General features: G+C 62.1%; 22 protein-coding genes. 12 read left to right on the top strand and 10 right to left on the bottom strand.

Going from position 1 to position 23230, the window contains the following annotated elements:
* Positions 1-407 precede the first annotated feature (407 nt).
* The 11 genes from C8K61_RS24590 to C8K61_RS24540 all read left to right on the top strand — a co-directional run bounded on the left by C8K61_RS24590 (position 408) and on the right by C8K61_RS24540 (position 15164).
* On the top strand, positions 408-2237 hold the full coding sequence (locus C8K61_RS24590) for a DUF1302 domain-containing protein (RefSeq protein WP_108099179.1): 1830 nt from the start codon (positions 408-410) through the stop codon (positions 2235-2237).
* Positions 2238-2277: 40 nt separating this feature from the next.
* The gene (locus C8K61_RS24585) at positions 2278-3639 is read left to right on the top strand and encodes a DUF1329 domain-containing protein (protein WP_108099177.1); all 1362 of its coding nucleotides are present in this window, start codon (positions 2278-2280) and stop codon (positions 3637-3639) included.
* A gap of 222 nt (positions 3640-3861) precedes the next feature.
* On the top strand, positions 3862-4767 hold the full coding sequence (locus tag C8K61_RS24580) for a LysR substrate-binding domain-containing protein (RefSeq protein ID WP_108099175.1): 906 nt from the start codon (positions 3862-3864) through the stop codon (positions 4765-4767).
* 158 nt (positions 4768-4925) lie between these two features.
* Positions 4926-6242, top strand: coding sequence for an MFS transporter (locus C8K61_RS24575; protein WP_108099173.1), 1317 nt, complete (start codon positions 4926-4928; stop codon positions 6240-6242).
* A 115-nt stretch (positions 6243-6357) separates the two neighbouring features.
* Positions 6358-7437, top strand: a complete 1080-nt coding sequence (locus C8K61_RS24570) for a M14 family metallopeptidase (protein ID WP_108099171.1) — start codon at positions 6358-6360, stop codon at positions 7435-7437.
* 143 nt (positions 7438-7580) lie between these two features.
* Entirely contained in the window at positions 7581-9515 is a 1935-nt protein-coding gene (locus tag C8K61_RS24565) for a putative nucleotidyltransferase substrate binding domain-containing protein (protein WP_108099169.1), read from the top strand.
* Positions 9512-10222, top strand: a complete 711-nt coding sequence (locus C8K61_RS24560; protein ID WP_256589548.1) for a PolC-type DNA polymerase III — start codon at positions 9512-9514, stop codon at positions 10220-10222. Before C8K61_RS24565 ends, C8K61_RS24560 begins: the two co-directional genes overlap by 4 nt.
* A gap of 123 nt (positions 10223-10345) precedes the next feature.
* A complete protein-coding gene (locus C8K61_RS24555) occupies positions 10346-10864 on the top strand; it encodes an RNA polymerase sigma factor (RefSeq protein WP_108099165.1) in 519 nt (172 codons plus the stop codon).
* The gene (locus C8K61_RS24550) at positions 10861-11832 is read left to right on the top strand and encodes a FecR domain-containing protein (RefSeq protein WP_108099163.1); all 972 of its coding nucleotides are present in this window, start codon (positions 10861-10863) and stop codon (positions 11830-11832) included. Before C8K61_RS24555 ends, C8K61_RS24550 begins: the two co-directional genes overlap by 4 nt.
* A gap of 103 nt (positions 11833-11935) precedes the next feature.
* Positions 11936-14344: a TonB-dependent receptor gene (locus C8K61_RS24545; RefSeq protein WP_108099161.1), complete on the top strand. Its 2409-nt coding sequence runs from the start codon at positions 11936-11938 to the stop codon at positions 14342-14344.
* Positions 14345-14534: 190 nt separating this feature from the next.
* A complete protein-coding gene (locus C8K61_RS24540; RefSeq protein WP_108099159.1) occupies positions 14535-15164 on the top strand; it encodes a glutathione S-transferase in 630 nt (209 codons plus the stop codon).
* 2 nt (positions 15165-15166) lie between these two features.
* On the opposite strand, the gene C8K61_RS24535 is transcribed toward C8K61_RS24540, so the two are convergent.
* The 9 genes from C8K61_RS24535 to C8K61_RS24500 all read right to left on the bottom strand — a co-directional run bounded on the left by C8K61_RS24535 (position 15167) and on the right by C8K61_RS24500 (position 21208).
* A complete protein-coding gene (locus C8K61_RS24535) occupies positions 15167-15694 on the bottom strand; it encodes a hypothetical protein (protein WP_146174334.1) in 528 nt (175 codons plus the stop codon).
* On the bottom strand, positions 15670-15936 hold the full coding sequence (locus C8K61_RS24530) for a hypothetical protein (protein WP_146174333.1): 267 nt from the start codon (positions 15934-15936) through the stop codon (positions 15670-15672). The genes C8K61_RS24535 and C8K61_RS24530 overlap by 25 nt, the downstream gene beginning before the upstream one ends.
* Positions 15924-16088 carry a hypothetical protein gene (locus C8K61_RS26785; protein WP_156684115.1) on the bottom strand — a complete coding sequence of 55 codons (165 nt, stop codon included), beginning with the start codon at positions 16086-16088 and terminating at the stop codon, positions 15924-15926. Before C8K61_RS26785 ends, C8K61_RS24530 begins: the two co-directional genes overlap by 13 nt.
* Entirely contained in the window at positions 16085-16387 is a 303-nt protein-coding gene (locus C8K61_RS24525) for a hypothetical protein (RefSeq protein WP_108099348.1), read from the bottom strand. Before C8K61_RS24525 ends, C8K61_RS26785 begins: the two co-directional genes overlap by 4 nt.
* A 5-nt stretch (positions 16388-16392) precedes the next feature.
* Complete coding sequence (creD, locus tag C8K61_RS24520) at positions 16393-17772, bottom strand: cell envelope integrity protein CreD (protein ID WP_108099153.1); 1380 nt, start codon at positions 17770-17772, stop codon at positions 16393-16395.
* A gap of 150 nt (positions 17773-17922) precedes the next feature.
* Positions 17923-18354, bottom strand: coding sequence for a CBS domain-containing protein (locus C8K61_RS24515; RefSeq protein WP_108099151.1), 432 nt, complete (start codon positions 18352-18354; stop codon positions 17923-17925).
* Between the two features lie 150 nt (positions 18355-18504).
* Positions 18505-19932: a two-component system sensor histidine kinase CreC gene (gene creC, locus C8K61_RS24510; RefSeq protein ID WP_108099149.1), complete on the bottom strand. Its 1428-nt coding sequence runs from the start codon at positions 19930-19932 to the stop codon at positions 18505-18507.
* A complete protein-coding gene (creB, locus tag C8K61_RS24505) occupies positions 19932-20612 on the bottom strand; it encodes a two-component system response regulator CreB (RefSeq protein ID WP_108099147.1) in 681 nt (226 codons plus the stop codon). The genes creC and creB overlap by 1 nt, the downstream gene beginning before the upstream one ends.
* A gap of 95 nt (positions 20613-20707) precedes the next feature.
* Positions 20708-21208, bottom strand: a complete 501-nt coding sequence (locus C8K61_RS24500) for an ATP-dependent zinc protease (RefSeq protein WP_108099145.1) — start codon at positions 21206-21208, stop codon at positions 20708-20710.
* A 177-nt stretch (positions 21209-21385) separates the two neighbouring features.
* Between C8K61_RS24500 and C8K61_RS24495 the strand changes: the two genes are divergently transcribed.
* Positions 21386-22273 (top strand): acyltransferase, encoded by an 888-nt coding sequence (locus tag C8K61_RS24495; protein WP_108099143.1) that lies wholly within the window; start codon positions 21386-21388, stop codon positions 22271-22273.
* On the opposite strand, the gene C8K61_RS24490 is transcribed toward C8K61_RS24495, so the two are convergent.
* Entirely contained in the window at positions 22266-22838 is a 573-nt protein-coding gene (locus tag C8K61_RS24490) for a DUF2780 domain-containing protein (protein ID WP_108099141.1), read from the bottom strand. The genes C8K61_RS24495 and C8K61_RS24490 overlap by 8 nt on opposite strands.
* Between the last annotated feature and the right edge of the window lie 392 nt (positions 22839-23230).

The raw sequence follows: 23230 nt of genomic DNA, 5'->3' as shown, positions 1-23230 counted from the left end.
CTTGATTGACGAAGTTGGTTTTGGCTTGGGGATTCGCTGATACGCCCCGGTCATGGGGGCTGTGGGGTATTGAGGTCGACTCAGGATTCTGGATTCCAGCTTGCGCTGGAATGACGGAGGTTTTTGTCCAAGTCACCGTCATTCCAGCGAAGGCTGGAATCCAGAATCGCCGAGCAGAACCCCGCTCATTGCCATTCCATCCAATACCCAGCCTGCTTCGTTCTGGTGCAGCAAATGCACCCTTCCCGAGCCCCACCAACCACCGCTTCGCGTTTGGTTATAGGCATCGGTTTTTCTCAGAATGCAGAACCGCCCCCGCTCCCTACCATGCCCCGGCACCTGACACACAGGCTGCGCTGGCCGGGCCAACCGCCAGCTTCTTTGACTGGTTCTAGGCGGAGAGCAGGATGAAGAGCACAACAACGAAGGGGACTATGTATCCCCACGCCCTGGCAGTAGCGGTAGCGCTCGCTGTGGCTCTGCCGGTTAAGGCAGAAACTTTCAAGATCGGCGAAATCGAAGGGCGCTTCGACTCAACCTTGTCCATCGGCGCCAGCTGGGGCATGGATGATGCGGACAAAAAATTCATCGGCGTGGCCAATGGCGGCACCGCCTCCACCCGCACTTCGGACGATGGCCGGCTGAACTTCAAGAAGGGCGAAACCTTCTCGAAAATCTTCAAGGGCATTCACGACCTCGAACTCAAGTACGGCGACACCGGCGTGTTTCTGCGCGGCAAGTACTGGTACGACTTCGAGCTCAAAGACGAACACCGGCTGATGTATGACATCGACGACAGCGGCCGCGACGCCGCCGCCAAGTCCTCGGGCGCGCAGTTGCTCGACGCCTTCCTCTACCACAACTACGACATCGCCGATCTGCCGGGCAGCGTGCGTGTCGGCAAGCAGGTAGTGAGCTGGGGCGAGAGCACCTTTATCGGTAACTCGATCAACAGCATCAACCCCGCCGACGTCGCCGCGCTCCGCCGCCCTGGCGCGGAGATCAAGGAAGGCCTGATTCCGGTGAACATGCTGTACGTCACCCAGGGCGTAACCGACAACCTGTCGGTGGAAGCCTTCTACCAACTGGAATGGGAAAAGACCGTCCTCGACAACTGCGGCACCTACTTCGGCGCCGACACCGCCGCCCAGGGCTGCAACACCAACATGACCACCTACGGCAGCGACTTCAATCGCGATGTGGCCAGCGCTTACGGCTACGTGCCGCGCCTGGACGACGAAGACGCCCGCGACGGCGGCCAGTTCGGCGCCGCTATGCGCTGGATTGTGCCGGAGCTGAACGACACCGAGTTCGGCTTCTACACCATGAATATCCACAGCCGTACTCCAGAGAGCATGTGGACAGTTGGCCAGGCCAGCCTTGCCGGCCTGAGCGGCGCGCCCGGCCAGGCCACCGCGCGCTACTACCTGACCTACCCCGAAGACGTGCGCCTGTACGGCATCAGCTTTGCCACCACCACGCCGGACGGCACCGCGCTGTCGGGTGAAATCAGTCACCGGCCGAACATGCCGATGAGCCTCAACGGCACCGACGTATCGACCACCGCCAGTGTTGGCGCGCTGGCCACCCTACTGAACATCAAGGGCCTGCCGCTGTTCGATACCGACTGGGCCGAGACTTCGCGCGGCAGCCTGGTGCAGGGCTACAAACGCATGCCGTTCTCCCAGGCACAGGTCAGCGCCGTGCACACCTTCGACAACGTGCTCGGCGGCGACCGCCTGACCCTGGTGGGCGAAGTGGGTTACAGCCACATCGGCAACCTAGGCTCCAGCGACGGCTCCGACCTGCGTTTTGGCCGCAGCAGCGTGTACGGCATGGGCGAGCTGAGCAGCGCCGGCACCGTGACTATTCCGGGTGTCGGCACGGTCAGCGGCAACGAGTTGTGCACCAAGCTGCTCAACACCGCCAACCCCGACCAGTGCACCGACAAAGGCTTCTACACCGCCAACTCCTGGGGTTACCGCTTGCGCGCCGGGCTGGACTTCAACGACGCCATCGCCGGGGTCAACCTGCGCCCCAACGTCGCCTTCGCCCATGACGTAGAGGGCTACGGCCCGACCTTCACCGAAGGCAACAAGTCGGTGAGTGTCGGCCTGGATGCCGACTTCATGTCCCAGTACACCGCCAGCGTCAGTTACACCGACTACTTCGGCGGCGATTTCAACACCAACACCGATCGCGACTTCCTCGCCGTCAGCGTCGGCGTGAGTTTCTAAGCCCCAGGAATTTTTACGGGCCATGCCCATGAGGTTTTCCATGACACACAAGCACCTTCTTCTGGCCGGCAGCTTCTGCCTGAGCCTGCTCGCCGGTCAGGTAATGGCCGCTGTCAGCGCCGACCAGGCCGCGCAACTGGGCAAGACCCTCACCGCCGTCGGCGCGCAAGCCGCCGGCAATGCCGACGGCAGCATCCCGGCCTACACCGGTGGCCTGCCGAGCAGCACCGGCAAGGTCGATGGCGACGGCTTTCTGCCCAACCCCTACGCCAGTGAAAAACCGCTGTTCGTGATCACCGCGCAGAATGCCGCGCAGTACCAGAGCAAGCTGACTGCTGGCCAGCTGGCGCTGTTCAAACGTTACCCGGACACCTACAAGATTCCGGTCTACACCAGCCACCGCTCGGTGGTGCTGCCGGCCAAGAGCCTGGCTTCGACCAAGGTAAACGCCACCCAGACCACCCTGGTCGAAGGAGGTAACGGCCTGGAAAACTACCAGCCCGGCGCGGTGCCGTTCCCGATTCCGCAGAACGGCCTGGAAGTGATCTGGAACCATATCGGCCGCTACCGTGGCGAGTCGCTGAAACGCATCGTGGTGCAGGCCTCGCCGCAAACCAACGGCAGCTTCACCCCCAGCGTGGTCAAGCAGCAGATGGCGTTCCCCCAGGGCCTGAGCGATTACCAGCCGGCTGAGATGGCCAACATCCTCAACTACTACCGCGAGGAATTCCTCGAGCCGGCGCGCCTGGCCGGTGGCGTGTTGCTGGTGCATGAAACCATCAACCAGGTGAAAGAGCCGCGCATGGCCTGGCAATACAACGCCGGCCAGCGCCGCGTACGCCGGGCGCCGCAGATCGCCTACGACAGCCCGGCGGCCGAGGGCATGCGCACCCTGGATGACTTCGACCTGTTCAACGGCGCGCCGGATCGTTTCGACTGGAAACTGGTGGGCAAAAAAGAGCTGTACATCCCCTACAACAGCTACCAGTTGGAATCGCCGACGCTGAAGTACGCCGACATCATCAAGCCCGGCCACATCAACCAGGACTACGCGCGCTATGAGCTGCACCGCGTCTGGCACCTGGAAGCGACCCTCAAGCCTGGCCAGCGCCACATCTACTCCAAGCGCGACATCTACATCGACGAAGACAGCTGGCAAGCCGCCGAAGCCGACGCCTACGACGGCCGCGGCCAACTGTGGCGTGTGTCCGAAGGCCACGCGATGTTCTTCTACAACTACCAGGTGCCGAGCTTCGCCGCCGAGACCCACTACGACGTGCTGTCCGGGCGCTACTCGGTGAACTCGCTGCGCAACGAAGAGAAGAACGCCTACGAATTCAACGTGCCCTTCAGCCGCAAGGAATTCACCCCGTCGGCGCTGCGGGCCACCGGCATTCGTTGAGTCGACAACTACTGCATCGGTACCTCCACTTCGGCGGCCTTCTGGCCGCCTTTTTTTGCTTTTGTGGGAGGGGCTTTAGCCGCGATGCTTTTGATTTTGAAAAGCTCGCGGCTAAAGCCCCTCCCACAGGATCTCCTAATCAATGAATTGTCACGCTAGCTTTAGGGCCCGCATTTTGCTTTAAATTCCGACACTTACTTGTCGATAACCAGTGATGTTCTTATGAAGTTGCACCAGCTGCGCGCCATTGTGGCGATCTGCGAAAGCGGCAGTATTCAGGAAGCCTCACGCTTGCTGCACATCTCCCAGCCAGCCCTGTCCAAAGGCATCAAAGAGCTGGAGGCCGAGCTCGGCGTACCGTTGCTGGTACGTTCCAACCGCGGCATCACAGTGACCGAATACGGCGAACGGCTGGTCAAACGTGCCCGCCTGATCCTCGAAGAAGTGCGCCGCGCCCGCGAAGAAATCGACACGCTCAAAGGCGTGATGGACGGCAAGCTGTCCATCGGCGTGTCACCGGTGACCCCCAGCCAGCAGTTCGTCAGCAGCCTCAACCGTTACCGCAAGCGCTTCCCGAAAGTGCAGGTGCATATCCATGAGCTGCGCCCCTCGAAATTGATGGAGGGCTTGCGCGAAGGTCTGCTCGATATGGTCCTCACCTCCCTGCCGCAAGCGCGCAACGCCGATGGTTTTCACTGGACCGAGCTGTACCAGCAACCCACCGTGCTAGCCGTGCGCAAAGACCACCCGCTGGCCGGCGCAACGTCGCTGAAAGAGCTGAGCGACCAGGAGTGGTTGCTGCAGGATTCCATGGAGCAATCCAGCGTCGGCAGCCTGTTTGCCGAACAGGGCCTGGCGCTGCCGGACAACGTCATCGAATGCGCCTCAGTGGTGCTCTACTCGGAACTGGCCAGCAGCAGCGATGCAATCAGCTACTGGTCGCTACGGGTGCTGGAACGCACCCAGTTCATCATGCAGAGCCTCAGCGTGCTGAACATCGTCGAGGCGATTCCGCCCATGAATATTTCCCTGGTGTGCCGCGACCCGGAATTGATGACGCGTGAGGCCAAGGCCTTGGCGGATGAGCTGATCTACGTCTACAAGAGCCCGCACGCCAAGACCGAGTAACGGCCGGCCCTCTCCCCCAGCCCCTCTCCCGCACGCGGGAAAGGGGCTGGGGGTGAGCGGCTCTTGATAACCAAGCACGATAGTCATGCCCATCGGTGATTATTCAGCTGCGCCCCCCCTGCGGCATGCTGCACGCAACGGAACCGCAGAGACTCTCCATGGCCAACGCAACCCCTGAGAACAAAACCAAACGCCTGATCGTGGTCGCGCTGCTGATGGCCGTGATGGTCATCAGCGTGCTGGACAAAACCATCTTCGCCTTTGCCGGCGTGCACATTATCGAAGAGCTCAAGCTCACCCCCGAGCAGTTCGGCTTTGTCGGCAGCGCGTTTTTCTTTCTGTATTCGCTGTCGGGCATCCTGGTCGGCTTCCTGGCCAACCGTTTCCCCAGCCGCTGGATTCTGGTGGGCATGGCCTCGGTCTGGACCCTCTCGCAATTGCTGGTCACCCTCACCAGCAGCCTCAACGCGCTGATCGCCAGCCGCCTGCTGCTGGGCGCCGGCACCGGACCGGGTACGGCTGTCACGCAGCATGCCTGCTTCAAATGGTTCGGCCCGACCGAACGGGTGTTGCCGGCTTCGCTGATTCAGGTGTCGATCATGCTCGGCGGCCTGCTCGGTGCCATCGCGCTGCCGTTCTGCATCAACCACTTCGGCTGGCGCATGGCCTACCTGACCCTGGCGGGCCTGAGCTTTATCTGGCTGCTGTGCTGGCTGGCGTTTGGCGCCGAAGGTAGCCACACCAGCAGCGATGACAGCACACAGCGCACTGCCGGCCAGCCGATCAAGTACCGCTATCTGCTGCTCAACCGCACCTTTTTGTGGATCTCGCTGATGTGCTTTCTCGCCTACCTGCCCAACGCACTGTCGTTCAGCTGGTCGGCGGTATACATGCAAAAGGGCCTGGGCCTCAGCGCCATGCAAGCCGGCTATGTGATGTTTGTCGCGACCCTCTGCATCATCATTCTCAACCTGCTGGTGTCGAGCCTCTCGCAACGGGCACTGAAAAAAGGTGCCGACCTCCAGCGCAGCATGGTCTGGCCGCCGATGCTCTGCTGCATCGTCGGCGCGCTGGGTTTTATCGCCATGGGCACCCTTACCAGCAGCCTGGTCGGCAAGCTGGTGACGTTCGGCCTCGGCAGCGTGCTGCTCAATGCCGTGTTCGCTTTCGGCATGACCATCACCGCGCATATTTCCCCTAGCGAGCAGCGCGGCGCCATGCTCGCCATCCACGTTGGCAGCATGACTGTCGCTGGCATGTTCGCGCCCTGGGCGGTGGGCAAGATGATCACCTGGCTGGGCAACGATATCGCCCGTGGCTTCGAGCTGTCGGTGAACGGTTTTGGCCTGGCCACCCTGGTCTGCGCCCTGCTCGGCTTGCTGATGCTGACCCCGGAAACCACCCGCAAACGTTTGCTTGCCCGGCGCGAGGGCGAGGCCACAAGCACGTCCGCAGCGCCATCGTTGAGTCGCTGACCCGGCGCCTCGACGTATCCCTATCAGCGTCGGTAAACCAGCTTTCACAGCCCGAGCCACAAGCCCGGGCTGCGGCCCGACGCGCTCCCACTGTGCCCCCTGATTGGAACACTCGATGAACCTTTCCTGCTTTTCGCAGAGCTATGCCCAGGCCCGTCAGGCCTTCCTCGCCAGCTGCGCCCAGCGTGGCCTGGCGGTTGAATCCCATATCCACCCGCTGACCGGTCGCGACGGTGAACAGCTGGCCATCGATGTAGCGCTGCACGGCAACGCCGATGCACCCAACCTGCTGGTACTCAGCAGCGGTTGCCACGGGGTGGAAGGCTTCTGCGGCTCAGGCGTGCAAGTGGACCGTCTGAACGACGATGCCTGGTTCGCCGCTACCCAGCGCGACGACCTGGCGGTGCTCTACATCCACGCCCTCAACCCCTACGGTTTCTCCCACCTGCGGCGGGTGACCCACGAGAACGTCGACCTCAACCGCAACTTCGTCGACTTCAGCCAACCGCTGCCGGACAACGCCGAATACCGTGCCATCGCCCCGGTGCTGCTGCCGAAAAAATGGCCAGTGGGCAGCGGCAACCTGCTCCAGTTGCTGGGCCTGACCCTGCGCTACGGCCGCAAGGGCTTGCAGGCCGGCATCTCGCGCGGCCAGCACAGCGACCCCAAGGGCCTGTTCTTCGCCGGCAGCGAACCGACCTGGAGCAACCTGCGCCTGCGCGAAATCCTGCGCAAATATGGGCAAAGCTGCCAACGCCTGGCCTGGGTCGACGTGCACACCGGCCTTGGCCCACGCGGTTACGGCGAGCGCATCTACAAAGGCAAGCAGAATGCCGATGACATCGCCCGCTGCCGCCGCTGGTGGGGCAACGCGGTGACCAACGCCGCCGAAGGCAACTCCGCCTCCGCCGACCTCAACGGCACCATCGACCTCGGGGTGATGGCCGAATGCGCGCAAGCGCAGTACACCGGCGTCACCCTGGAATACGGCACCCTGCCCGGCAAGCAGGTGCTCAGCGCCTTGCGCGGCGAGCAATGGCTATACAACCACCCCGAAGCGCCAGCGGCCCAGCACCAGTTGATCAAACAGCAGATGCGCGACGCGTTTTATGTCGATGCCGATGACTGGAAACAGCAGGTGCTGGAACAGGCGAAGGAAGTGATGGAGCAAGGGTTGGCGGGGTTGTATTCGTAGGTTGGGTTGAGTGCAACGAAGCCCAACGTAGCGCGTACTGTTGGGCTTCGCTTTGCTCAACCCAACCTACACTTAGGTCGTATGTGCCCTGCCGCCGATTCCCCGGACTATGGGCTTTCGACCCAGGGTCCGGACGCAACGTAATGAGCAAGGCCAATGAATTCGCCCAGGCGGGCAAGGTGGCGGTGCAGCAGAACATCCAGGGGCTGATGGAGCTCCTGCAAAAATTTCCGCCCTTCAATCAAATGGAAAACGCCCACCTGGGCTACCTGGTGGAGAACTGCCAGCTGCGCTTCTATGGCGCAGGCGAAAGCATTCTCAAGCCCAGCGGCGGGCCGGTGCAGCATTTCTATATCGTCAAACAGGGCCTGGTGGTCGGCGAGCGCCCGCACAGCGCCCGACGCGGCACCGAGACCACCTTCGAGATCACCACCGGCGAATGTTTTCCGCTGGCCGCCCTGCTCGGCGAGCGTGCCACCCGCACCGAGCACCTGGCAGGCGAGGACACCTTCTGCCTGCTGCTGGGCAAAGAGGCGTTTATCAAGGTGTTTGCCCTCTCCGCGCCGTTTCGCGACTTCGCCCTGCGCGGGGTCAGCAGCCTGCTCGACCAGGTCAATCAGCAGGTGCAGCGCCAGGCGGTGGCCACCCTCGGTGCGCAGTACTCGCTGGACACCCCACTGCGTGAACTGGCCATGCGCCAACCGGTGACCTGCAGCGCCGCCACGCCGATCAGCGCCGCCGTGCGCCTGATGCATGAACAGCAGGTAGGCAGCATCGTCATCGTTGACGACGGCCAGCGGCCCACCGGTATCTTCACCCTGCGCGACCTGCGCTCGGTGGTGGCCGAGGGCGGCGACAACCTCAACGCGCCGATTGCCAGCGTGATGATCGCCAACCCGTTCTACCTGCCGAGCAAGGCCAGCGCCTTCGACGCGGCCATCGCCATGACCGAGCGGCATATCGCCCATGTCTGCCTGGTGGAAGACGGTCAACTGCGCGGGGTGGTGTCCGAGCGCGATCTGTTTTCCCTGCAGCGGGTCGACCTGGTGCACCTGGCGCGCACCATCAGCCACGCCAACAAGCTGGAAACCCTGGTGGCGCTGCGCAACGACATTCACCAGCTGGTCGAACGCATGCTCGCCCATGGCGCTTCGTCGACACAGATCACCCAGATCATCACCCTGCTCAACGACCACACCGTCAGCCGCGTAATCGAGCTGAGCATTGAGCAACTCGGCGACCCCGGCGTGGCCTTCACGTGGCTGTGTTTTGGCAGCGAGGGGCGGCGCGAGCAGACCCTGCACACCGACCAGGACAACGGCATGCTGTTCGAAGCCAGCGACGCCGCCGACGCAGCGCTCAAACGCGGCAAGCTGCTGCCGCTGGCCGAGCGCATCAACCACAGCCTGGATAAATGCGGCTTCAGCCTGTGCAAGGGCGGGATCATGGCGAGCAACCCGCAGTTGTGCCTGTCGCGGCTGGAATGGTCGCGGCGCTTCAGCAGTTTTATCCGCGATGCCAGCCCCGAGAACCTGCTGGGCTCGAGCATCTACTTCGACCTGCGCGCGGTGTGGGGCCCGGTGGAAGGCTGCGAGCACCTGCGCCAGCAGATTCTCGTCGAGGTCGCCGACAACCAGATCTTCCAGCGCCTGATGGCCGCCAACGCCCTGCGTAATCGCCCACCGGTGGGGCGTTTCCGCGACTTCGTGGTGGCCAAGAGCGGCAGCGAAAAACACACCCTGGACCTGAAAGTGCAGGGCCTCACCCCCTTCGTCGACGGTGCCCGCTTGCTGGCCCTGGCCCATGGCATCAGTGCCGGCAACACCTTGCAGCGCCTGCGCGAGCTGATCGCCAAAGAGGTGATCGACCCGCTGGATGGCGCCGCCTATGAAGAGGCCTACCACTTCATCCAGCAAACCCGCATGCAACAGCACCAGCAGCAGGCGCGCCAGCAACAGCGCTACTCCAACCGCCTCGACCCGGACAGCCTCAACCACCTCGACCGGCGCATTCTGCGCGAGTCGTTCCGCCAGGCGCAGCGCCTGCAAAGCAGCCTGGCCCTGAGGTATCAACTCTGATGCCGTTCGCCTGGCTGCGGCGGCGTCCCGCTCCCCCCATCGACGAACAGCTGCAGGAAGGCTGCGCGCAGTTGCCCAAAGCGCTTGCCTGGAGCGACCAGCTGCTACGCCAGCAACGTTTTGTCGTGCTCGACCTGGAAACCAGCGGGCTGAATATGCAGCGTGATCAGCTGCTATCGATTGGCGCGGTGGTGATTGAGGACGGCGCCATCGATTTGGCCCAGCAGTTTGAATGCACCCTGCAGCGCAGCACGGAAAAACTCAGCGCCAGCGTGCTGATCCATGGCATCGCTCCCAGTGTCTCGGCGGCCGGCGTAGCGCCAGGCGAGGCGCTGCTGGCGTTTATGCAGTTCGTTGGCGACAGCCCGTTACTGGCGTTTCACGCACCATTCGACCAACACATGCTGAGCAAGGCGTTGAAAACCGACCTCGGCTACAGCCTGGAACACCGCTTCCTCGATGTCGCCGATCTGGCGCCGATGCTCTGCCCCGAAGTCACCCTGCGCCAAGCCGGCCTGGATGACTGGACCGCGCAATTCGGCCTGCAGGTGCAGCAACGTCACCACGCCAGCGCCGATGCCCTGGTGACCGCTGAACTGGCGTTGATTCTGTTCAGCCGTGCGCGCAAACAGCAGCTCGACAGCCCGGCTGCCCTGGCCGACGCGCTGGGCCGCTGGCAACGACGGCAGCAACGACCCTCTCTGTAACGACGCTGCTAATCCGGCCACAGAAGAAACCGACAGCATGCAATTGCGGCGATATGCCACTCTCTGCAATCATATGCGAATAATTCTCGATTTCGCGTTGGTTCTGCTTTAGCGGAGAGTGCTGTGTCGGTTGGGGAATCCACAAACCACGAATTGGCGGGCTTGCTGTATCGCGACCATCGCGATTGGCTGCTCGGCTGGCTGCGCAAAAGCCTGAGCTGCCCGCACCGGGCCGAAGAGCTCAGCCAAGACACCTTTGTACGTCTGCTCGGCAAAGCCGAAGCGGTGCAACTGCGCGAGCCCCGCGCGCTGCTTACCACCATCGCCAAAGGCCTGCTGATCGACTATTTCCGTCGCAGCGCGCTGGAGCGTACCTACCTGGAAGAGCTGGCTGCGCTGCCGGAACAGGTGCACCCGGATATCGAAGAGCAAGCCTTGGTGCTGGAATCGCTGCGCGCCATCGACCGCATGCTCGGCACCTTGTCGAGCAATGCCCGCGCAGCCTTCCTGTACAACCGCATAGACAACATGGGCCACGCCGAAATCGCTGAACGCCTAGGCGTTTCCGTGCCCCGCGTGCGCCAGTACCTGGCCCAGGGCCTGCGCCAGTGCTACATCGCCCTGTATGGCGAGCCGACATGAATAGCAGCAGCGTCTCGGCCAACGTGCTCGACGAAGCCATCGGCTGGCAGTTGTGCCTGGGCTCCGGTGAAGCCAGCGACCTGGAAAAAGCCGAATTCCGCCTCTGGCAAGCCGCCAGCAGCGAACATGCGCGCGCCTGGGCGCAGCTCAGCGGTCTCGACCAGCACTTCGCCAACGTCAGCAGCCAACCCGCGCGCCGCGCCCTGTTGCGTTCCGCCGACAGCGGCAAAGCCCGGCTGCGCCGCGGCGGCATGCTTGGCCTGATGCTGGTCACCGCGCTGGGCCTCGGCCTGGCCCAACAACACCGCCCACTCGGCGACTGGCTGGCCGACGAGCGCACCGCCCCCGGTGAGCAACGCGACCTGGAACTACCCGACCACACCAACGTGCGCCTGAACAGCCGCAGCGCCCTGGATATCGACTTCAATGCGCAGCAGCGGCGAATCTTCCTGCGCAGCGGCGAAATTCTGGTGGAAACCGCCCACGGCGATGCCCGGCCGTTTATCGTCGCCACCGACGATGGCGAACTGCGCGCCCTCGGCACGCGGTTCCTGGTTCGCCACGAAACGGCTGGTACACGCCTGATCGTCTTGCAATCGGCGGTCGCCGCGCACCCCGTCGATGCGGAAGGCGAACGGATCATCAGCGAAGGTCAGCAAGTGCTGATGGCGCAGAACGCCCTCGGCGACGTGCGCGCCGCACCGCCAACCGCCGATGCATGGACCCACGGCATGTTGGTGGTGGAAAACATGCGCCTGGCCGAGTTGCTCGAGCAGCTTGGCGACTACCGCCAGGGCTTCCTCAGCGTCGACCCGCAGGTGGCCGACCTGCGCATCAGCGGCAGCTTCCCGCTGAACAACACCGATCTGGCCCTGGCCGCACTGCCGCCCAGTTTGCCGGTGCAAATCCAGCGCCGAGCCGCCTGGTGGGTGCGCGTGGTGCCTGCGCCAGTGGCTGAAAATCCCTGAACAAAACGGCCGTTAAAAAAAAGTTTTCAACGGCCCTATCACTTTTCGATTTTGCTTCGGCATAGGGGCATTGAGATTAATTCCTGCTTGGGAGCCGCTCGCAATGTCGAAGACCATCAACCTGTTCCGCCCGACGCTATTGGCCGCCGCCATGGCCTTTGCCAGCGTGCCGGCCCTCGCCGCCGACACTGCCGTTCGCAGCTACCAGCTGCCCTCGGCGCCCCTGGCCAGCACCCTTAACCAGATCGCCAGCCAGGCTGGTGTGGTGTTGAGCATCGACCCCAACCTGACGGCCGGTAAAACCGCCCAGCCCGTGCAGGGCCAGTACGATGCGCAGACGGCATTGCGCCAGGCGTTGCGTGGCAGTGGTTTGGCCTTGGTGGCGAACAGCTCGGGCGCTTTCAGTCTGGCACCGGCTCCAGACTCGACCGACGGCATCAGCCTGCCTGCTACGGACATCAATGCGGCAGGCGTGCTGGATGGCAGCGCCGCATCCGGTTACCGCACCGAAGCCGCCAAGAACGTCGGCGCACTCGGCGGCATGAGCCTGCAGGACACCCCGTACTCGATCAGCGTCGTTTCCAAAGAGATGCTGCAGAACACTCAAACTACCTCTACTGATGACGTGTTCAAACGTAACCCGTTCACCCAGCTTTACTCGCCAAAGAACGCCGGTTACGCAAGTGCGGTAGCCATTCGCGGCTACAGCGCAGCAGGCAACCTGAGCATCGCCAACGATGGTTTGCGCTATAGCACCGGGTACGACGCAGGCAACTACGTTGAGGAAATGGAGCAGATCGAGATCCTCACCGGTCTCAGCGGTTTCCTCTATGGCCCGGGCAACCCCGGCGGTCTGGTCAACTACGTGCTCAAGCGCCCGACGGCTGAGCGCTACAACAGCGTGACGCTCGGCAACGCAGGTGGCGAAAACTATTACCTGCATGGCGACTTCGGCGGCCCTATCGATGACGCAGGTGTCTTCGCCTACCGTCTCAACGTGCTGACCCAAGATGGCGAGACCGCCATCGACATGCAGAAGCGTCGTCGCGAAATGATCAGCCTGGCGCTGGACTGGAACGTCAGCGACGACCTGCTGATCCAGTTCGATGCTTCGCACAAGAAAAGCGAAACACGTGGTGTCAGCAGCTACTGGTATTTCTTCGACCAGGCCAACCGCCCTGACGCGAAGGACTTGAAGAACGACAAGCTATACAGCCAGAAGTGGGCGTTTGCTGACTCCGAGCATGATCGCGTTGGTTCGCGCTTCAACTGGCGCCTGAATGACGTGTTCAGCCTTCGTGGCGCATTGGGTTACACCCAGTACACCGATGAATACACCTACACCGGCCCAACAGTCTCGACCGCCGGCCAGTACACCCAACCCCTGTATGCCTTCGCTCCAGTAGAAACCGAAGAAACCTCGGGAAACCTGTTTGCCGACGCAGTATTTGATACCGGCGGCATCGGTCACAAAGTTACCGCGGGCTATCAAGGCAATATCGCTCGGGCCAAGTACTACGAGGACTACGTTCCGTACCCGGGCCCGATGTACAGCTCGGTAACACCATCAGTGCCTTTCAGCCAGACGCCGCAGGTTGATAAGCCCACCTACTCCATCGGTCATGGCGACCAACGCGTAGCTTCGCGCACTCAGTCGGATAACTTCCTGATCGGCGACGTCATCACGTTCAACGATCAATGGTCCACCATCGTTGGTTTGACTCGCACGCAGATCCAGGCTTACAGCAGCGATTTCTACTGGATGCAAGCGTTTGGTTCCGCCGAGCACCAAACCAGTTACGACAAAAGCGAAACGTCTCCTAACTACTCGCTGATCTACAAACCCCTGCCATGGCTGACCACCTACGCCACCTACATCGAAGGGTTGCAGGCTGGCGGCGTCGCACCTAGCACAGCAGCAAACCCTGGCCAGGCACTGTCTCCGGAAGTTGCCGAGCAATATGAGATTGGTGTCAAAGCCGCTGTAGGCGATGCGCAACTCACGCTGGCGCTGTTCAACATCGACAAACCCAACTCGTATACCAACGCCAGCAACGTGTTTGTCCAAGATGGTCGCCAGGAAAACAACGGTATTGAGTTCGGCATCAACGGCAAGGTATTGCCGGACCTGACTCTGGTTGGCGGCTTCACCATGCTGGATCCAGATGTGAAGAAAACCAGCAACCCGGCCAACGATGGGCAAAAACCCACCAACGTCGCCTCTGAGCTCGCCAAGCTCTATGCCGAGTACGACATCAACGCCATTCCAGGCGTAGCCGTCACGGGCGGCGCGTATTACACCGGTAAGCAATACACCGACGAGGCCAACGAACACAGCCTGCCGTCCTTTACTACCTTCGATCTTGGCGCCCGTTACGCTATCCCGGTTGCAGAAAACAAGGTCACCTTGCGCGCCAACGTCAGCAACCTGGCCAACAAGGAATACTGGCTGAACAGCTACTACCTGGGCGACCCGCGTACCCTGACGTTCTCCGCACAACTGGAGTTCTAAGCCCCGCGCTTCAAACCCAAAACAAAGCCGCCCTCGAGGCGGCTTTGTTGCTTGTGGGAGGGGCTTCAGCCGCGATCGCTGGAAAAGGCAAAATCAACAGCATCGCGGCTAAAGCCCCTCCCACCTGCTTTGCCTTCCCAGCCGAGCCCTGTAGGGTTACCCCCATCGCCACTCACCCGAGGAGCTCGCCATGTCCGCCGCCACCATGAAGCTGTTCCACAACCCCGCCTCACCGTTCGTGCGCAAGGTGTTGGTGTTTCTCCATGAAACCGGTCAGCGCGAGCGGGTCGAGTTGGAAACGGTGCTACTCAGCCCCACCAGCCCGAGTGCGGCGGTGAACGCGCATAACCCGGCGGGGAAGATTCCGGCGCTGTGCCTGGCCGACGGTTCGCTGCTGCATGACAGCCGGGTGATTGTCGATTACATCGATCACCAGCATGGTGGCGAGCCGCTGATTCCGCGTGACGGTGCCGCGCGCTGGCGGCGTCTGACCCTGGCCTCGCTGGCCGATGCGGTGATGGATGCGGCGGTGCTGATCCGTTATGAAACCGCCACCCGTCCAGAGGAAAAACACTGGGCCGACTGGCTCGACGGCCAGCAGGCGAAGATCACCCGTGCCCTGGCCGAGTTCGAAACGGCCGCCAGCGCCGAGCTGCCGAGCCGCTTCGATGTGGCCTCGATTGGGGTGGCCTGTGCCCTGGGTTATCTGGACTTCCGCCAACCCGAGCTGAGCTGGCGCAAGTCGTTTCCCACGCTGGCGGCGTGGTATGCCGAGGTCAGTCAGCGGCCGTCGATGCTGGCGACTCAACCGCCGGTTTGATTTCAGCCGCTGTAGCCAAACATGATCAGGCCTTCGCTGGGCAACACCAGCAACAGGCCGTCGTCTTTCTTCGCGTAGAACGAACCAGGGCGGCCTGCGGCTTGGTAAATACGCCGCTGCAAGTCTTTGTCAGGTTCTGCACAACTCAGCCCGATCAAGCCCTCATCCACATCGATATCGAGAGGCGTCTGCTGCCATTGTTCGAAGTGGCCGTAGCGGTCGTTGTTGCGACGCGCCTGGAGGGCCTGTTCGAGGTACTGCAAACCATGCTCCTGCAGCCGCTGCGCGGTGTCGCCACTGAGGCGAAAAACCGCCGCGCCACAGCTCTCGCGAAAACCACCGTCGTCCGCCAACAACACCACCCCGCGCGGCTCGATGGCCGCCGGTAGCGACCTGATCATCCACTGCCGTTCAACCACCTTGTAGCTCAGGTACAGACCGAGCATCAGCGAGCACCACAGCACCGCAAGAAACTGCAGCACCCGCAGGGTTCGGCGCCAGGGGCTCACACGTGGAAGTAAAACAGCCATAGCGCCCCCATCAACATCAGCCCGCCCACCATGCCCTGGCGCATCAGCCCGGGTTCCCTGTACATCCGCTGCCAGTAGCTGGCCTGCAGCACCATGCTAATCACCGCCAGCGAGGTGAACAGCGGATTGAAGGGCCAGGAGGCGATCACCAGACCCAGCAGGACCTCCACGCAGTAACCCAGCGTGGTTCCGCACATCAGGCCGATAAACCTCTGGCCGCTGCGCTGCATCAACGTCGCCATGGCGCAATCCCCCGTAGGGTGTGCTGCGCGCACCGACTGACGATGCGGTAGAGGCCGGTGCGCGCAGCACATCCGACAAAGAGCAAGGCGATGCGCCGGGCCAGGCGTTCGCCGATGCGCGTGTCTTCGCGCAACCCGACATGCCCGCTCATTCCTCCAGACTCACGCGAAACAGCCCGGCGCCGACCAGCAGGGCGATCTGGCCGATGGCCGCGGTCATCTGCAAAAACGAGCGCACGCTATCGTTGTTAGCGGCATCGGTGGCGCCGGTCACGCTGTCCCAGAAGGCGTCCGGCAACACCACCAGCGCCAGGTGCGCCAGTGGTTTACCGGTGACCACGATCAGGTTGATCACTTCGAACTGCTGGGCAAACATCAGCCCGGCCAGAATCAGCAGCGCGACGAACATACCCAGGGCCAGGCACGCAACCAGTTGCAAGACGATACGCATGGCCATCACTCCCCCAGCAAACCGGGTTCGAGGGTCAGGTGTGGTTCGGGAGCGGGTGCCTTACCCACGCCATACCAGTCCAGTTTGCGGGTCAGCAGCATCACGCAGGCGAGTAGGCCGAACACCAGCAACGAGCCCATCAGCAGCGCGTAATCCTCGGCGCTGAGCAACACGTAGAGCACGCCATACAGCCCGGCCAATCCCAGGGTAAAACCCGCGCCGCGCAGCCAGCTGTGCAGCACATGGCAGACGTAGAAGCCCACCAGCGCCACACAGGCGGTGGCCGAAGCGGCGTAGGCCAGGGCGAACTCCAGGTGTTCGGACAATGACAACAACAGCAGGTAGAACAGCGCCAGCGCCAGGCCCACCAGGCCGTACTGCACCGGGTGCACTTGCAGGCGTTTGAGCACTTCCATCAGGAAGAAGCCGGCGAAGGTCAGGGCGATAAACAACATGGCGTATTTGATCGCGCGGTCGGTCTTCAGGTACTGGTCCACCGGGTCGACGAAACTCACACCAAAGCTGCGCGCATCGAAGCTGCTACAGCCGCTGTTGTTCACGCAGTCACGCAGCACCTGCTCCATGTTGGTGGCGAAAAAACTGGTCTGCCAATTAGCCGTGAAACCCTGTTCGTTGATCTCCCGTTCGGTCGGCAGGAACTCGCCCATGAAGCTTGGGTGTGGCCAGTCGGAGTGCAGTTGCACCTGGCTGTCTCGGCCCACCGGCACCACGCTGAAGCTGGAGGTGCCCTGCAGTTTCAGGTTGAAGGCGTAGTTGAGCTTCATCAGTTTGGTGCTGTCGACGTTACCCAGCGGGGCATGCACGCCGTTGGCCAGCATGTCGTCGCCAAAGCCCGGTTCGAAGTCCAGCGACTGGCCGTTGAGGTCGAGCTTGAGGGCGTTGTTGATGCCACGGATGTCGCTGATGCCGACGGCCAGGAAGGGCTCGTCGAATTGGTAGTCGGCGAGGTCTTCGGTGATGCCGTAGTTGGCCGGCACTTCGAAGTGGCCGCTGATCTGGTTGTCACTCTTGAACAGACGCGCCTGGTAAATGCCCCGGGCGCGCAGCTCGGTGCCGACTTCGCCGTTGAGGCTGAAGCTTTCCGGCAACACGTAGAAGCGGCTGCTGACCGTGTGCTCTTCCTGATAACGCACACCGGTTTTCTCCGCGACTTTCCATTCGCGGATTTTTTGCCGATACGGCACCACCAGAATCGGCCCGGTGATCTGCTGGCTGTAGCTGGAACTGCGGGCGATGTTGTCGAGCACGCCATTGCGCGCCGACTGCCGCTCGCCGATCAGGCCGTCGATCATTAACAAGGGAATTAACAACAGTACGATCAGAAGGCCGATGGCCCCGAGTTTGATGCCCAGGCTGCGATTCATCGCGGTGCTCTCCATGTGGTTGGGATGGAGAGAGTGTGGGGAGTGAGGGTGGGGGTTTTATGGGGGGAATATGGAGAGTGTGTGGAGGCACGATAAAAGCCCCTCTCCCGCCTGCGGGAGAGGGCCGGGGGAGAGGGCCGGCCGTTACGCCTACTCGCCGCGAATGTACTGCTCCAGGTGATTAATCAAACTCTCCTGCTCGGAGATGATGTCTTTCACCAGGTCACCGATGGACAGCAGGCCGATCACTTTGCCGTCTTCGAGCACCGGCAAGTGGCGCAGGTGGCCGTCGGTCATCAGTTGCATGCAGTGGCGGTTGCCTTCCTTGGGGCTGACGGTGATGACCTTGGCGGTCATGATTTCGCTGACCTTGGCCGACGAGTCGCGTTCGAGCATGGCGATCTTGCGCACGTAGTCGCGCTCGCTGACGATGCCCACCAGCTCGCCGAGCTCGGTCACCAGCAAGGCGCCGATGCCCAGTTCGCCCATCAGCTTTACCGCCTCGAGCACCGAGGTATCGGGGCTGACGCTGAAAATGCTGTTCCGGGTTTTCGCTTTGAGGATTTCCGCAACGGTTTTCATACCCTGACTCCTTCGGCTTTTTTTGTAGTCGCTGCCCACGGTGGCTATCACGTTTAGTGCCAACTGCGCCGGCTCACGGGGCCAACGCAGCGCTGCTGAGCCTATTGAAGCCGCTTTGCAGAGCGGTTACAGCGCTGAAAACGGCCTCTGCTAGTGCACCAGCGGCAGGCTCAAGCGCACCTCGACGCCACCCGCAACGTTGCCAATTGTTATAGCACCGCCATGCAGGCTGGCCACTTCCTGCACGAAGTTGAGGCCAAGCCCCGTGCTCTTGCGCCCACTGCCGGGGCGCGGCAGGGAGTAGAAACGCTCAGTCAGACGGGCCAGGGCGTAGTCCGGAATCGGCGCGCACTGGTTGAATACGCTGAGGGTCAGCAGGTCGTCGTGACGCTCAACGCTAAAGCGCAACTCACCGCCCGCCGGGGTGAAATCCAGGGCGTTATCCAGCAGGTTGGCCAGCGCCTGTTGCAACAAAAACCGCTCGCCATGCACCTGCACCTCCACCGGCACCTGGTTGACCACCTGCAATTGGCTGCTGTGAATCCGCGCGGCCTGGGCCTGCAGTTGCTCGTCGACCAGCGCCCGCAGCGGCAGCGGCACGCGTTCGTCCAGACCCTGACGTTGTTCCACCAGCGCCAGGTTGAGCAGGCGCTCGATCAGCCGTTGCAGGCGCGCACTTTCGGTCTGGATATTGCCGACGAAACGCTGGCGCTGCTCGCTGGGCATCTCGCCTTCGAGTAACTCCGCAGCACCGCGAATCGCCGCCAGTGGGCTTTTCAATTCGTGGGTCAGGGTGTGCACGTAACGCTCGACGTAGGCCTTGCCCTCCAGCTCACTGCGCATGTGCTCAAGGGCTTCGGCCAGTTGCTTCAGCTCCCCGCCCTGCAACGCCGGCAATGGGCTGCGCTCACCTGCCGACACCGCCTGGGCATAGTCGGTGAGGCGCCGTAGCGAAGCGCTCAGCCACCACGACAACAAGCCGCCTGCGAGCAAACCGAGAAACATCAACCCGGCGCCAAACCAGGCCAGGCGCATCTGCGAGCGCTCGATATAGGGCTGCAAGGTGCGGCTCGGCTTACTCACCGAAATCACGCCGATGATCTTGCCGTTTTCCTTGATCGGCGCGGCCACGTACATCACCGAGGTTTCCGGGTCGTCTGGCACTTCGCGGGTGGAGCGCGCGCCGTACTCACCGCGCAGGGTCAGGTACACATCGTTCCAGCGCGAATAATCCTGGCCGACCGCTTCGCCGCTGGAATCCACTACGACTTTGCCCTGGGCATCGGTGACGTAGATACGGTGGCTGACTTCACTTTTGGTCATGCCCCAGATCTGCGCCAGCGGCTGGCGCTGACCGTAGGCCTGAAAACGCTCCTGCCAATGGGCCTGATCCAGGCGCCCGCTGCGCAAGTCATCGCGCAGCAACTCGGCGAGCAAGTTGGCGGTGTCCACCAGGGTTTCTTCAGTGGTCTGGCGCACGCCGGGGCGCACTTCGTCCATCACCGTGCTCAGCACAAACCAGCCAGACAAACCGACGAACACGAAGTAGACAAGGAAGATCCGGATCCCGAGTGGCATCAGTCGGCCTTGATGCTGTAACCCAGGCCACGATGGGTCTGGATCGGTTCGGCCGTGGCCAGGACCTGGCGCAGTTTGGCGCGCAGGCTCTTGATGTGGCTGTCGATATTGCGCTCGTAACCGGCCTCGGCAGGTACCCCGGCGGCGTCCAGCAACTGCTCGCGGCTGAACACCCGCTGCGGTTGAGCCAACAGGGTGTGCAACAGACGGAATTCGTGGCGGGTGAGGCTCAGCAGCTGGCCGTGGTAGTGAATCTGGAAGCGCTCGGCATCCACGGCAAACACCGCAGGTGCGAGCGCTGCTGGCAGCACGGCACGCGGCTGCATGCGTTTGAGAATGGCCTTGACCCGAGCCGCCACCTCACGGGGGCTGAAGGGCTTGGTCACGTAGTCATCGGCACCGATTTCCAGGCCCACCACGCGGTCGATCTCGGCATTGCGCGCGGTGAGAAAAATCACCGGCACCTCGGAAAAACGCCGCAGTTGTTTGCACGCCTCGAAGCCGGTCATATCGGGCAGGCCGACGTCAAGAATCAACAGGTCGGCGGGAGTGGTTTGCTGATAGGCCAGCGCCTCACCGGCCAGGGTCAGCCAGTGCGTGCTGTAGCCCTCGCTTTGCAGGGCATAGATCAGAGTGTCGGCGATCGAGGCTTCATCCTCGACCAGCAGAATGGTCGGCATGTGCGTCCTGCAACATGAAGGGCAAGGCGCAGAATCTAACACGGGTACGTCGTTGCGGTTTGTTGGGCTTCGCTGCGCTCAACCCAACGGACCAATCAGCACTTCGGCTGGCCAGCCGTGAAACGCCGTGCCGGGTTTACCGCGGCGTCGAACTCACGCAGGGCTTTGGCACCGATCAACAGCGGGTAGTTGAAGCTGCTGCGGTCGGTCAGGTTGACCTCGATGATGCGGCTGACCCCATCCATGCACATGCGCATGGCCACCACCGGGCGTTTGGCCACCGAGGCGCCCTCTTCGCCGTCTTCCTCGTCGGAACGGCTTTTGATTTTGCTCACGCGCGCCACTTTGTGCTCGTACACCTTGTCGCTGGCGTCTTTAGTGGCGAGGCGGAAACGTACCCAGTCATCGCCATCTTTTTTGAACAGTTCGATGTCCTTGGCCGACAGCGAGGCGGTCAGTGCGCCGGTGTCCATCTTGGCTTTGAAGGTTTGATCGAGCTCGGGCAGTTTTATGTATTCGTAGCGGCCGTAAACGGTTGGTTCGGCGGCGAGAACAGGCAGCGCAACAAGCGCCAGCACGGCAAGAAAAGATTTCACGGAATAGGTCACTCCAGTCGTTATGGGGCTGAACGTGCCCCCTTCATACAGGGAATCGGGTGAAGAAAATGTAGCCGGTGATGCAAAACACTGTGTCGGCCAAACTTCCAGCCAGCGACTTGGAAGGCCCGCCAGGCCTGATTATCATTGGCCGCCTGCGCCTAGTTAGGAGCCTACATGCGCCGTTTGCTCACCGGTATGACCGTCGCCTTGCTGCTTTTGCTCAACACATTGGTGTTGATCGGTCCGTTGATGATTCTTGCCCTGCTCAAGCTGGTTCTGCCAGGCAAGCTGCGCGCGGCCTGCTCCGCCGGGGTGGTGTGGATTGCCGAAACCTGGTCGGACATCGACAAGTTCATCTTCGCCCTGTGCCTGCCCACCGTCTGGGAAATCCGTGGCGACAATGAACTGCGCATGGACCGCTCCTACCTAATGATCAGCAACCACCAGTCCTGGGTGGACATTCCCGCACTGATGCAGGCCTTCAACCGCAAGGCGCCGTTCTTCAAGTTTTTTCTGAAAAAGGAACTGCTCTGGGTACCGCTGCTGGGCTTGGCCTGGTGGGCACTGGACTACCCGTTCATGAAACGTTATTCCAAGGCCTACCTGGCCAAACACCCGGAGATGGCTGGCAAAGACCTGCTGATTACCCAACAAGCCTGCGAAAAATTCCGCAACCTGCCGGTTAGCGTAGTGAATTACCTCGAAGGCACACGCTGCACTCCCGCCAAACAGACCGAACAGCAATCACCGTACAAACACCTGCTGAAACCCAAAGCCGGCGGCGTGGCGTTCGTCCTCGCCAGCCTGGGCGAACAGCTGGACGCGATCCTCGACATCACCGTGTTCTACCCCGGACAGCGCATTCCAGGCTTCTGGGACTTGCTCTGCGGGCGCGTGCCCAAGGTGGTGGTGGACATCCAGACGCTGCCGATGGACCCGGCGCTGTGGCAAGGCGACTACCAGAACGACCCGCAATTTCGCGTGTATATGCAGACCTGGATATCCGAGCGCTGGGCGGAAAAAGACGCCCGCCTCAGCGCGATGAAAACCGAGATCAGCTAGCTGGCGTCCACAAGCTGCCCAGGTTACCCAGCAGCGAGTTACCCACACCCTGCTGACCGAGGTACTGCAACAGCAGCGGCGCGAATTGGCCGATCATGCCGCTGTCCATGCCCAGCGCGCTGAAGGCTGCGCTCAAGTCTTGCGGGTTATTCACATTAGAAACGGCCGCGGTCGCTTCCGGGCTAACCGGTTTGCCGGCCGACTTACCCAGCAACCCACTCAACGACCCCAACTGTGCCAGCCCATTGGCTCCTTCAAACTTCGAAAGCCCCGGCACGGTTTGCGTCAGCTGGCTGTACTCATTATTCGGCAACTGATTCTTCGCCAACCCCAACATCGCCCCGGTACCACCCACCGCCTGCTGCGGCGTGACCTTCAACTGCTTGAGCGCCGCCAGCAACTGCAGGTTCTGCGGGTTGCTCAACAACTCCGCCGACTTATCGTTACCACCACCGCCCTGGCTCGCCGAATAGAGGCTGGCCGCATCATTCAAATTGAACGCAAACGCCTGGCAACTCAGCACAGACAACGCAGCAAGCAACACCAGGCGACGGGAAGCAGACATCGGAAAAACCTCAGCGGGGGAATAGTGAGCGGTTGGACTGGGAGGAACGGGTGATGTTCCCGAGGGCGAGAATTATGCCCTGCAACAACAACCAAAAGCTCGAGGCTAAAGCGAATCGCCGCCCGCCCCCACCTACAAGGCGCGCAAGCGCCGCGCCGTGGCTTGTGATCTTGATCTACCGCCCCTTGAGCGCAGGCCGAGCGGAGTCGTTGCGTAAGGGGTCGGAGCGGCCGGGAGCCGCGCAGAGGGATGGGGCCATGGATGGCCCTCAGCCCGGCCCCTGGAGCGACGACGTAGGGAGCAACCGTGTTTCAAATCAAGCTTTATTCGCATCGAAATGGGTCTGGTCACGGAGCATGGCGTTCAGGATCACTAGCAGCTTGCGCATGCAG

The sequence above is a fragment of the Pseudomonas sp. GV071 genome, from assembly GCF_003050835.1.
Lineage (GTDB): Bacteria > Pseudomonadota > Gammaproteobacteria > Pseudomonadales > Pseudomonadaceae > Aquipseudomonas.
This window is presented reverse-complemented; position numbering and strand designations above follow the sequence as displayed.